Here is a 12,867-nt window from a genome sequence, read left to right as displayed (position 1 = left end):
ACGCACTGGTTAAAGCCAACGTTGGGAGCAAGGATGACGACCCTAAGCCTGGTCGAGACCATGAGCGGTTGGAGACGTCATGTCCTGTTTGATCACCATGTCGCAGAAAGAGTTGCATCGCCTCGAAGTCATCCAGAAGATCCGTGACGAACGCCTGAGCGTCGTGCAGGCTGCCGAACTGCTCGACCTCAGTCGAAGTCAGGTCCATCGGCTACTACAGGCCTATGACCGGGATGGGCCAGCCGGCCTCGTTTCGAAGAAGCGATTGCAGCCGAGCAACCGGCGCCACAGCGAGGAGTTTCGCAACGCGGCGCTGGATCTGATCCGCGAGCGCTATCCGGATTTCGGTCCGACGCTGGCGCGCGAGAAGCTGATCGAGGTGCATCAGATCTCGGTCGCCAAGGAGACGCTGCGGCAATGGATGACCGAGGCCGGCATCTGGGTTTCGCGTCGTGAGCGCAAGAAGCGGGTTTTCCAGCCACGCGGCCGGCGCGACTGCTTTGGCGAACTGGTGCAGATCGATGGCTCGCATCACTGGTGGTTTGAGAATCGCGGCCCCAAATGCGCCCTGCTCGTCTACATCGACGACGCCACCGGCAAGCTGTTGCATCTACGGTTCGCCGGGTCGGAGAACACATTCGACTACCTGCATGCGACGAAGGCGTATTTACAGCAGTGGGGCAAACCGCTCGCTTTCTACAGCGACAAGCACGGTGTCTTTCGTTCAACCCAGGCGTCGGAGAAAGACCGGACGAGCGGGTTGACGCAGTTTGGCCGGGCACTTTATGAGCTGAACATCGACATTATTTGCGCCAACACCCCGCAGGCCAAAGGCCGCGTAGAGCGGGCCAATCAGACGCTGCAGGACCGGTTGGTGAAGGAATTGCGGCTTCGTGGCATTGACACAATCGCGGCAGCCAACGCCTATGCGCCAGAATTCATGGCAGATTTCAATAAGCGGTTCGGCAAGCCGCCACGCAATCCGAAGGATATGCATCGGTCACTGGCCGATCATGAGAACCTTGATGGGGCCATGTGCCGCAAAGAAGTCCGCACGCTGTCGCAGGCCCTGACGCTGCGCTACGACAAGGTGCTGTTCATTCTCGACCCGACAGAGCGCGCAACGGCGCTGGCGGGTAAGAAGGTCATCGTCTGTGACTATCCGGACGGTCGCCTCGAGATCATGCATGAGAGTTATACCCTGCCCTACAGAACCTTCGACAAGCTGCGATCGGTGCATCGCTCGGCAGTCGTTGAGAACAAGCGTTTGGACGACATGCTGTCGATCGTCGCGGAGATGCAGGCTGGACGGGAACAGCAGCGCAGCAAGAGTGGTCCCAGCCGCGCCGGCCAGACGGATCATATGTTTGGAATACCGGATGGCAGCCAAAGCAACGGTTATCAGAAACGTGGCCGCAAGCCCGGTCGGAGGACGGATTTCATGAACGATCCGGCGGTGATTGCGCGGCGAGAGAAAGCGCTATCGAGGCAGCCAGCGGCGGAATAGGGATCGTCAATGCACGCCGATGTCGCTCTGCGTGTCCGATTCCAACTGCAGGCAAGCTGCCCAAAGTGGCGTCTTGTGGAAGGATCCGCCCTGCAGAACCGTGAGCCCCTCTCGGGCCTCATAGAGCAAGCCGAGCCAGCACAAGCGTCGAAAGACGCCATATTGGAGCTCGGATTTCAACTGCCAGGCTTCTAGGGTTATCTCCGTGTCCGACAGAGACGCGAAGTCCGGATAGAGGATCTTTACAACGTCCATTGGCGTGCAACCTTCTCTGGCCTTGATATTGAGAAGATTGAGGAACATGCGCCACCACCTTAATCGCGCCCGGACTTCTTCTTCTCGCTCGGTGGCATGGACATAGGAATAGAGATAATCTGTGGCGACCAGATCGAAGAAGGCTTGTGGGTTCACCAGAAACTCCCGTCCGCGTCTGGTTAGCAGCAGCACATCCTTTTTCCGGCGAAGAAGTTTCAGATGACGTGTCATATCGCGCACGACCCAGAGCGGCGGCATGTCGCTTTCGTTCAGCACCTTGTTCATGCTGTAGAGGTCTTCGGCTGTGAACCCTGGCCAGAGGAAGTGCACAGCGGCCCAATGCACGAACTTGCGGTTCATGGCGCCGGTCGCCGTCAATCCTATGCCACCCTCACCGTCAGCATAGGCAACAGACAAAAGCATACCGCGAAGAAGTGGTGACAGCGCGGTGATATTGACGTCACCCTGCAGTTTGATTTCCGGAAGCATCGTGCCACTTTGATCCCTACCCTGCGCCATGCAGATGCCGGAGAGTATCGAGCGGCAAAAGATCAATTGCCAGTGAGAAAGCTAAAGCCGAAGGGGAATGTTATCACCCCCCCCTCCCTTCCCTTGCAACCGGATGAGCCGGTTCGGTCGGGGGCTGATCGCTAGAGCCAATGTCGCGTTTCTAACCGGCTGACAACGTCGCGCCTCTAATCAGCTTTGACATTGCTTGTAGGAGGGGTACATTCTATTTCCAAGTGCGACATGCCAATGATTTCAATGGTTTCGCTTTGGAGATTTTGGCATTTCCCGAGGCTATCCGCAACTGACCCTCGCCGATCGGCAATGCTTCACTGCCTTGTCGAGCGCAAGTTCCGATCAACGAGACGGCGCTCGAGAAAACTCAGGCGCCATCCGCGTCCGCGAAACATGGTGATCGAGAAGTCCCGGACCCACTGGCGGCCGGAACAGATTGCCGGTGGCCGACGGCGTCAGCCTTCCTAAACGTCGGCGTGATGCACTTGCGTAGCTTCTCGACCGTTCGCGCAACTGCGGGAACGGCAGGTTGGGACTTCGATCGCGTGGCGTTTATGCCTCCAAGGCCATGACGACGATCCAGGCCTGCCATCTGGCGCCCGGGATTTTAAGCAGCAAATTGTCGATCTGCTCGCCGGCCGCCCGGACCGCGGCGCCGAGCGGGCTCCCGCGAAACGGTATGGAAGCGAGCGTGGCGAGCCCGAAGAATTCCAGATCGCACTTCGAGAAATACTTGCGCACGATCGCGAAGTCGGATTTCAAGAGCGGGTGCTCATCGACCGTGCGGGCGTCGGGCGTCCAGTTGCGATAGAGATTGATCACGGGGTTGTGACCGAGCGGCTCGAAGAAGAAGGCCCTGCCGCCGGGTCGCAGCACACGCCGGATCTCGCGAAGCGATTTCTCCAGGACGAGGTGGTGAAGGATACCACTGCCGAAGACGACATCAAAACCCGCCGACGGTAGCTTCATGTCTTCGGCATTGTCGACTTGGAACGTCACGTTGCTGAACCCACGGCGAACTGCCGCATTCGTGGCCTGTTGAATAGCGACATCCGAAATGTCGATACCGGTGATCCGCTTGGCGGAGGGCGCAAGACCAATGCTGCTCATGCCGTTCGAGCACCCGTATTCGAGCACTTCCCGCTCCGGGCAAGCCGCCCTCACCAGCCGCCAATAAGCGTCTACTGCGGGTTTGACGGCGAAATAGAACGAGTCCTCTTTGCGTTCTTCCGGGGCACTGAAGCGTTCGTTGTGAAAGTCACGCTCGCGCACCAGACGTGCATCATGGGTCATGCCGGTCTCCTCCCCGTTTGACCTAATGCGTGGAAATATTTCCAAAATTCCAGAAGGCACCAGGCCAGTCGCGGCCAATGGTGGATCCTTCATTTTCGAAGGGTACCACAAGTGGAACCAAATAGCCCGGCCTAATACGGATTCATTAATCCGTGTTGATCCTACGGCGACAGCACGAGCGCAGCGGATAAACATGTCCCACAAGATGGCTCCTCAGCTCAGCCGTCACCGCTCGACTATCTATTGTGAGATCGCCGTCTCAACGATCGGCTGCGAAAATGCCCCGAATGCAAAGTGCCAGTTGGCGTTTTCAACGCACATTTGCACGAAGAAGCCCAATCCCCTCCCCGTAAGGCAGGCATGATGCGCTTGGGTGGCCGATCGCCAAAGATGTCGGCTTCCCGAAGAGCGCCCGGCCCGGCATCATCGATCCAATCGACCCACGAACCAGAGGCGCCGTTGCTATGAGTGACGATGCCTGATGACCGCAACGTCGATGGTGTCGTCCATTTTCGAGCATGGGCGCAACAAAGCATGCCGCAATTGCTGCCGGGCGAGTACTGCCAGAATCACCAGCCTTTAAATTGTCGCCAGCTGGTGCCCCATTGCGAGATCTACGAGCGGCATCCTTACGGCGCGGCATGTTCCCCGCATGGAAATTAATAACCCTTAACTTGTTGATTTATATAACTGTCACATTCAGAAACACAATGTTGCTACCCAGCAACATTCAGCAACAAACCGCCGCTTTTTGGACATGCGGCTTCGCTTTTTGGCTAGGCAGCGGCTTACGGGAACAGCACCAATAGACTCGGAAAATTTCGTCTTATGAATGCATTTTTTTCGCTAGAAATTACTTATGGAGACGTGCGTGGGCGGCGGCGATTGCAAGTGGACTATTGGCAATGGAAAATTTCTTGCGGGCGTGAGCCTCGCTACACTGGCGCTCTCAAGCTGGCTCCCATCGGCAGCTACCGCGAGGGATTACCCGGTTAGCAACGAAACGCAACTGCGCAATGCCATCACGACCGCGAACGGGGACGGCGACCCAAGTTCTACGATCACCATGACCGGCAATTTCTCCATTTCAACGGCGACAATGCCGATCCCGACGAAATCGATCACGATCGATACCAACGGGTTTGTCCTGTCGAATACCTACGATCCGGCAGCCGGCACCACCAGAGGCACTCTCACAATCCAGCAAGCGACCGGAGCTCTTGTCCCCGTCACCTTCTCCGGCACTCTCACGGCAGCAAACGCCGGTGCCGCCGCCACGACGGCAGGGCAGATCGGCGCCGTCGTTTCTGCCACCAAATTCACCAATGACGGATCGATCCGCGGTGGCGATGGGGGTGGCGGCGGTGGTGCACTCGCATCGGGCGGCGCCGGCGTGCGTGTGCTTTCAGGCTCGTCTCTAACCAATAACGGCACCATCGTTGGTGGCGACAGCACGTCGGTTGGCGGCGGAGCAGGTGTCGCTTACGGCAATGTGATTGGCGGCCCCAACACAATCCTCAACACTGGGACGATCCGCGGAGGAAACGGGCCAGGCAACGGAACTGGAGCTGCAGGTGCGGGCATTTCCGCGCAAGGCGCGACGGCGGGACAGATCGTCAATTCCGGCATGATCGAGGGCGGCACGGGCGCCGTCGCCATCGCGGCCTCGACCGCAACGTTGAGCCTCAACATCGTCAATAGTGGCACGATCCGCGCCGGTGCCGGCCAGGCGAACGCGATCGACCGGTCGGCGGCGACGACGGGCACGCTGACGCTCGAACTGCAGCCGGGTTCGGTGATCCAGGGCAATGTCGTCGCTGGCGCAACACCGACTACAGACGTGCTCCGACTCGGCGGTACCGGCAGCGACAGCTTCGATGTCTCGACAATCGGCCCGCAATACCAGAACTTCGACACGTTCGAAAAGACAGGCAGCAGCACGTGGTCGCTGATCGGCACTGGCACGGCAACGACGAATTGGGATATTCAGAATGGTACACTGGCAATAGGCGACGGCGGCACCTCGGGCAGTGTCGTCGGCAAGATCACCGATAACGGGACGCTGGCCTTCAACCGCTCGGACGTTTTTACCTTCGACAATCTGATTTCCGGCAGTGGCACCATCAGCCAGATTGGCAGCGGCAAGACCATCCTGACGGCCGACAATTCCGCGTTCGCCGGCAATACCATCGTCCAGGCGGGTACGCTGTCGGTGAACGGCATTCTCGGCGGCACGCTCGATGTTTTGGCGGGCGGGCGGCTGCAGGGCAATGGCCAGGTCGGCACGACCAGCAATGCCGGCACCATCGCCCCCGGCAATTCGATCGGAACGCTGACGATCAATGGCGATTATGCCGGCAACGGCGGCACGCTGGAGATCGAAACCGCGCTCGGCAACGACGCATCTCCCACCGATCGTCTCGTCGTCACCGGCAACACGTCCGGCACGACCAATGTCAAAGTGATCAACCTCGGCGGCGCGGGCGCACAGACTGTCGAAGGCATCAAGATCATCGATATCGGCGGCGTCTCGGCCGGCACCTTCTCGCTGCAGGGCGACTATGTTTTCCAGGGCAATCAGGCCGTCGTCGCCGGCGCCTATGCCTATCGGCTTTATCAGAACGGCATCTCTAACCCGGCCGACGGCGATTGGTATCTCCGTTCGGCGCTGCTGTCCAATCCAGCCGATCCTGCCACGCCCGTCGTTCCCGAAGCGCCGCTCTATCAGCCCGGCGTTCCGCTTTATGAAGCTTATCCGCAACTGCTGCTCAGCCTGAACGGGCTTTCCACGCTGCAGCAGCGTCTCGGCGACCGCTACTGGCCCGCCGACGACAAGGTCACGCCAGCCAAGGGGTTGGAGGGCTTCTGGCTGCGCACAGAGGGCATGCATGCCAGAATTGAGCCGGATATCAGCACGAGCGACACCAGCTACGATTACGATCTGTTCAAGCTGGAAGGCGGGCTCGACAGCGAGCTTTATCAGGATCATAACGGCCGGCTGATCGGCGGCTTCAACGTGCATTACGGCACGGTCTCCGGCAATATCAGCTCGGTTTACGGCGACGGCGACATTCACACGAACGGCTATGGCGTCGGCGCGACGCTTACCTGGTACGGCGAGAATGGCTTCTATGTCGACACGCAGAGCCAGGCGACTTGGTATGACAGCAACCTTAAATCGGATCTTTTCGATGGCGACTTGGAGAATGGCAACAACGGCTTCGGCTACGCCCTGAGCCTTGAGACCGGCAAACGCTTTGCTGCCGCAGGACCATGGTCGATCACGCCGCAGGCCCAGCTCGTCTATTCCTCCGTCAATTTCGACAGCTTTAACGACCGGTTCGCAGCGCGCGTTTCCCTCAATAACGGTGACAGCCTGATCGGCCGGCTTGGCGTGGCGCTCGACCGCGAGGAGACCTGGCGGAAAGACAATGGTCAGACGGCACGCGCAAAATTCTACGGCGCCGCCAATCTTTACTCCGAGTTTCTGGACGGTACTTCCGTGGACGTCGCCGGTGTCGGCTTCAAGAACGAAAACGACCGTGTCTGGGCGGGGCTCACCCTCGGCGGCTCCTATGATTGGAACGGTGACCGCTTCTCGCTCTATGGCGAGGTCGCGGCCAAGTCTTCGCTCGAAAACTTCGGCGACAGCTATGCCATCAGCGGAACCGCCGGCCTCCGGGTCAAGTGGTAGAATCGGCTACGGCGCGGGCAGCCGCGCCGACACCTCGGCTATGAGCACCGTAACCATTTGAGGTCATGGAAACCTGGCAAATTCAGCCAACTTCGCCGGTGCCAGGCCTCCGTGCCACGCTGTACTGTTCCCGCCTGTCACGACTGTTTGCGAACCGTACCAACGGTCAGCCGTCCGGTGCTTCCATCCGACAGCTTTACCTTCCCCCAGGCTGACATGAGGTCCGGCGTTCTGGTGACCTCGGCATTGCCAGTGCGACCGTCCGAACATTTGATGGGAAGAGTCACTGTCGGGCGCCGGTCCCTGAGGTCGTAGGTGCCGGCACATTTCACCGAATGGCGCGAGGATTGGACCGAGAAGCGGCCGGTGCCGTGCGACGCTATCGTGGAGCCTTTGAACGTCTCGCCGGAGTCCATTTTTGCGGAAACCGGAAGGACGATGTCACCCTGCCCGCGACCCTGCGACGTCTTTAGGCCCGAGGACGAAGCCGCTCGCGCGGCATTGGCGCCCGTGGTGACGGTGCAGCAACGATCTGAACGCCGTGCATTTTGTGGGTTTGCCGTCCTGGCTGAGGATTGGGGTCTTCTCAATCACCAGACAGGAGGTTCCCATGACGGAGGAGAAGACGACCCCGCTGCGCGAACGGATGATCGAAGACATGCGCATCCGCGGGATGGGCGACAAAGTCCGGCAAGCCCATATTCGGGCGATCAAGGATTTCGCCGGGTTTCTGAAGCGATCTCCGGATACCGCGACACCCGACGACCTGCGCGCCTACCAATTGCACATGACCAATGCGGGCGTCACGCCGCCGACCTTCAACGCCCGCATCGTCGCGCTGAGGTTCTTTTTCGGCATCACCTGCGACCGCGAAGAGATGAAGCGGCATATGCAGTTCCGTCGGCAACCGCAGAAGTTGCCCGTTGTCTTGAGCGTTGAGGAGGTTTCCGACCTGCTTGTGGCGGCCCAGGGGCCGGGCCTGAAGTATCGAGCGGCGCTCAGCATCTCCTATGGCGCCGGACTGCGGGCCTCCGAAGTCTGCAACCTCAAGATCAGCGACATCGACAGCGATCGGATGCTGATCCATGTCGAACAGGGCAAGGGACAGAAGGACCGCAAGGTGATGCTGTCGCCCCTGCTGCTGGAACTCTTGCGCGACTATTGGCGCGAGTCACGGCCGCAGGGCTGGCTTTTTCCTGGCAAACCGAAGATCAACCCGATCTCGCCGCGGCAGCTCAACCGCGCCTTCACCGCCGCCAAAAAACTGGCCGGGATCGCCAAGCCAGCGACGCTGCACACCCTGCGGCACAGTTTTGCCACCCACCTGCTGGAAGCGAACACGGATGTGCGGGTGATCCAGGTCCTTCTGGGACACGCCAAGCTGACGACCACCGCCCGTTATATGCATGTCGCCACGAAGACGATCCGCGACACGATCAGCCCGTTCGAGACCCTGAAGAAGCTGCAGGACCAAACGCTCCGACGCGAACTGGAGTAGCGCCCGTCCGGTGATCCGGCCAAAACTGGAGATCGCCGACATCTTCCGTGCCTATGGCCCGGCGTGGCGGCGGGCCAATGCCGGGCATGTTAGCCTGACCCAGCTCAAGGTCATGGCGGCGATCGAGGCCTGCCGAACCGAGGCGCTCGGCGGGCATGTGGCAGCCTGTGCCAAATGCGGCCACCATCACATCGCCTACAATTCCTGCAAGAATCGGCACTGCCCGAAGTGCCAGGGACCCGCGGCGCGGGACTGGATGGCCGCCCGTGCCGAAGACCTGCTGCCGGTCGAGTATTTCCATGTTGTCTTCACCATCCCCGCCGAGATCGCGCAGATCGCCTATTGGAATAAGAAGACGGTCTATGATCTTCTATTCCGGGCATCGGCGGAGACGTTGACCACCATCGCCGCCGATCCCCGGCACCTTGGCGCAAACATCGGCATGACCAGCGTGCTGCACACCTGGGGGTCGGCGCTGACCCATCACCCGCATGTGCACATCGTCGTGCCCGGCGGTGGACTGTCGCCGGATGGCACGCGCTGGATTGGCTGTCGCCCGGGGTTCCTTCTGCCCATAAAGGTTCTGTCTCGTCTGTTTCGGCGGCTGTTTCTCGAAGGACTGATGGCACTCAGTCAATCCGGGGTGCTCTGCTTCTTCGGCGATCTAGCCCGGCTTGCAGAGGCGGATGCCTTCGCTGCCTGGCTTGCCCCCTTCCGCAAATCCGACTGGGTCGTCTACACCAAGCCCCCATTCGGCGGCCCCGAGGCCGTGCTGGCCTATCTCAGCCGCTACACGCACCGCGTGGCGATCTCGAACAGCCGCCTGATCAGCGCGAATGCCGAGGCGGTCACCTTCCGCTGGAAGGACTACCGCATCAAGACCGGTGACCGTCACAAGGTCATGCGGCTGGCCACCGACGAGTTCATCCGCCGCTTCCTAATCCACGTGCTGCCCGACGGATTCCACCGCATCCGCCACTACGGCCTGCTGGCCGGAGCAGGCCGCAAGGCCAATGTCGCAAAGATAAGGAAACTGCTCGGGACGGAAGCGCCATCACAGGACGACACGCCAAGCGCCGAGAGCATCCCGCTCACCCTGAGGCAGCCATGCCCAGATTGCGGCGGCCCGATGCGCATCGTCGAGATATTCCGCCGTGGCCAGCGACCCAAATCCCGTGCGCCACCCCGAAAGGACGCCGCATGACGAAACGCCTGTCACATCAGCCAAGGCCGGCCCGGATCTGCGATGCATTCCGGGGTGGCGCCGATTTGCGCCAGGCAACGCCGCACACTGCAAAACCGCCGATGCGAGGCCTACGAAAGAGGAGCACCCCAACCCCGATCGCGTCATTGCAAGCCTTCGGGGCAACCCGCTTGCACCCGACGCTCCCACCGATAGCCACCTCAGAAAACCGCAGCCGCACGCTTTCCCCATAGGCGCTCCACCCAGCCCCCGCAGGCCTCCTCCTTGGAAGGTTTTTCAACGCGGGCCGACACACGCCCAGCCGCCACCGTCACACCGCGGCCCGCATCGAAAAACCTTCACCAAGGACGAAGCCGCTCGCGCGGCATTGGCGCCCGTGGTGACGGTGCAGCAACGATCTGAACGCCGTGCATTTTGTGGGTTTGCCGTCCTGGCTGAGGATTGGGGTCTTCTCAATCACCAGACAGGAGGTTCCCATGACGGAGGAGAAGACGACCCCGCTGCGCGAACGGATGATCGAAGACATGCGCATCCGCGGGATGGGCGACAAAGTCCGGCAAGCCCATATTCGGGCGATCAAGGATTTCGCCGGGTTTCTGAAGCGATCTCCGGATACCGCGACACCCGACGACCTGCGCGCCTACCAATTGCACATGACCAATGCGGGCGTCACGCCGCCGACCTTCAACGCCCGCATCGTCGCGCTGAGGTTCTTTTTCGGCATCACCTGCGACCGCGAAGAGATGAAGCGGCATATGCAGTTCCGTCGGCAACCGCAGAAGTTGCCCGTTGTCTTGAGCGTTGAGGAGGTTTCCGACCTGCTTGTGGCGGCCCAGGGGCCGGGCCTGAAGTATCGAGCGGCGCTCAGCATCTCCTATGGCGCCGGACTGCGGGCCTCCGAAGTCTGCAACCTCAAGATCAGCGACATCGACAGCGATCGGATGCTGATCCATGTCGAACAGGGCAAGGGACAGAAGGACCGCAAGGTGATGCTGTCGCCCCTGCTGCTGGAACTCTTGCGCGACTATTGGCGCGAGTCACGGCCGCAGGGCTGGCTTTTTCCTGGCAAACCGAAGATCAACCCGATCTCGCCGCGGCAGCTCAACCGCGCCTTCACCGCCGCCAAAAAACTGGCCGGGATCGCCAAGCCAGCGACGCTGCACACCCTGCGGCACAGTTTTGCCACCCACCTGCTGGAAGCGAACACGGATGTGCGGGTGATCCAGGTCCTTCTGGGACACGCCAAGCTGACGACCACCGCCCGTTATATGCATGTCGCCACGAAGACGATCCGCGACACGATCAGCCCGTTCGAGACCCTGAAGAAGCTGCAGGACCAAACGCTCCGACGCGAACTGGAGTAGCGCCCGTCCGGTGATCCGGCCAAAACTGGAGATCGCCGACATCTTCCGTGCCTATGGCCCGGCGTGGCGGCGGGCCAATGCCGGGCATGTTAGCCTGACCCAGCTCAAGGTCATGGCGGCGATCGAGGCCTGCCGAACCGAGGCGCTCGGCGGGCATGTGGCAGCCTGTGCCAAATGCGGCCACCATCACATCGCCTACAATTCCTGCAAGAATCGGCACTGCCCGAAGTGCCAGGGACCCGCGGCGCGGGACTGGATGGCCGCCCGTGCCGAAGACCTGCTGCCGGTCGAGTATTTCCATGTTGTCTTCACCATCCCCGCCGAGATCGCGCAGATCGCCTATTGGAATAAGAAGACGGTCTATGATCTTCTATTCCGGGCATCGGCGGAGACGTTGACCACCATCGCCGCCGATCCCCGGCACCTTGGCGCAAACATCGGCATGACCAGCGTGCTGCACACCTGGGGGTCGGCGCTGACCCATCACCCGCATGTGCACATCGTCGTGCCCGGCGGTGGACTGTCGCCGGATGGCACGCGCTGGATTGGCTGTCGCCCGGGGTTCCTTCTGCCCATAAAGGTTCTGTCTCGTCTGTTTCGGCGGCTGTTTCTCGAAGGACTGATGGCACTCAGTCAATCCGGGGTGCTCTGCTTCTTCGGCGATCTAGCCCGGCTTGCAGAGGCGGATGCCTTCGCTGCCTGGCTTGCCCCCTTCCGCAAATCCGACTGGGTCGTCTACACCAAGCCCCCATTCGGCGGCCCCGAGGCCGTGCTGGCCTATCTCAGCCGCTACACGCACCGCGTGGCGATCTCGAACAGCCGCCTGATCAGCGCGAATGCCGAGGCGGTCACCTTCCGCTGGAAGGACTACCGCATCAAGACCGGTGACCGTCACAAGGTCATGCGGCTGGCCACCGACGAGTTCATCCGCCGCTTCCTAATCCACGTGCTGCCCGACGGATTCCACCGCATCCGCCACTACGGCCTGCTGGCCGGAGCAGGCCGCAAGGCCAATGTCGCAAAGATAAGGAAACTGCTCGGGACGGAAGCGCCATCACAGGACGACACGCCAAGCGCCGAGAGCATCCCGCTCACCCTGAGGCAGCCATGCCCAGATTGCGGCGGCCCGATGCGCATCGTCGAGATATTCCGCCGTGGCCAGCGACCCAAATCCCGTGCGCCACCCCGAAAGGACGCCGCATGACGAAACGCCTGTCACATCAGCCAAGGCCGGCCCGGATCTGCGATGCATTCCGGGGTGGCGCCGATTTGCGCCAGGCAACGCCGCACACTGCAAAACCGCCGATGCGAGGCCTACGAAAGAGGAGCACCCCAACCCCGATCGCGTCATTGCAAGCCTTCGGGGCAACCCGCTTGCACCCGACGCTCCCACCGATAGCCACCTCAGAAAACCGCAGCCGCACGCTTTCCCCATAGGCGCTCCACCCAGCCCCCGCAGGCCTCCTCCTTGGAAGGTTTTTCAACGCGGGCCGACACACGCCCAGCCGCCACCGTCACACCGCGGCCCGC

Annotated in this window: 8 protein-coding genes; 6 read left to right on the top strand and 2 right to left on the bottom strand. The window is 61.0% G+C overall.

The window, feature by feature from the left end; genetic code table 11:
• The first annotated feature begins 79 nt into the window (after nt 1-79).
• Nucleotides 80-1,507 carry an ISNCY family transposase gene (locus CCGE525_RS10405; RefSeq protein ID WP_120704178.1) on the top strand — a complete coding sequence of 476 codons (1,428 nt, stop codon included), beginning with the start codon at nt 80-82 and terminating at the stop codon, nt 1,505-1,507.
• Nucleotides 1,508-1,513: 6 nt separating this feature from the next.
• On the opposite strand, the gene CCGE525_RS10400 is transcribed toward CCGE525_RS10405, so the two are convergent.
• Nucleotides 1,514-2,251 (bottom strand): hypothetical protein, encoded by a 738-nt coding sequence (locus CCGE525_RS10400; protein ID WP_120704177.1) that lies wholly within the window; start codon nt 2,249-2,251, stop codon nt 1,514-1,516.
• 585 nt (nt 2,252-2,836) lie between these two features.
• Nucleotides 2,837-3,577, bottom strand: a complete 741-nt coding sequence (locus CCGE525_RS10395; RefSeq protein ID WP_162950150.1) for a class I SAM-dependent methyltransferase — start codon at nt 3,575-3,577, stop codon at nt 2,837-2,839.
• Nucleotides 3,578-4,502: 925 nt separating this feature from the next.
• Here CCGE525_RS10395 and CCGE525_RS38940 point away from each other — a divergent pair.
• The 5 genes from CCGE525_RS38940 (at nt 4,503) to CCGE525_RS10360 (ending at nt 12,541) form a co-directional block, all read left to right on the top strand.
• On the top strand, nt 4,503-7,271 hold the full coding sequence (locus CCGE525_RS38940; RefSeq protein ID WP_245472121.1) for an autotransporter family protein: 2,769 nt from the start codon (nt 4,503-4,505) through the stop codon (nt 7,269-7,271).
• A 610-nt stretch (nt 7,272-7,881) separates the two neighbouring features.
• Entirely contained in the window at nt 7,882-8,769 is an 888-nt protein-coding gene (locus CCGE525_RS10380; RefSeq protein ID WP_120703950.1) for a tyrosine-type recombinase/integrase, read from the top strand.
• A gap of 10 nt (nt 8,770-8,779) precedes the next feature.
• Nucleotides 8,780-9,973 (top strand): IS91 family transposase, encoded by a 1,194-nt coding sequence (locus tag CCGE525_RS10375; RefSeq protein ID WP_120703951.1) that lies wholly within the window; start codon nt 8,780-8,782, stop codon nt 9,971-9,973.
• Nucleotides 9,974-10,449: 476 nt separating this feature from the next.
• The gene (locus CCGE525_RS10365) at nt 10,450-11,337 is read left to right on the top strand and encodes a tyrosine-type recombinase/integrase (protein ID WP_120703950.1); all 888 of its coding nucleotides are present in this window, start codon (nt 10,450-10,452) and stop codon (nt 11,335-11,337) included.
• 10 nt (nt 11,338-11,347) lie between these two features.
• Nucleotides 11,348-12,541 (top strand): IS91 family transposase, encoded by a 1,194-nt coding sequence (locus CCGE525_RS10360; RefSeq protein WP_120703951.1) that lies wholly within the window; start codon nt 11,348-11,350, stop codon nt 12,539-12,541.
• Nucleotides 12,542-12,867: the final 326 nt, after the last annotated feature.

The sequence above is a fragment of the Rhizobium jaguaris genome, assembly GCF_003627755.1.
Taxonomy (GTDB): Bacteria; Pseudomonadota; Alphaproteobacteria; order Rhizobiales; family Rhizobiaceae; genus Rhizobium; species Rhizobium jaguaris.
Note: the sequence above shows the minus strand (reverse complement) of the source record. Positions and strands in the feature narration are given on the sequence as shown.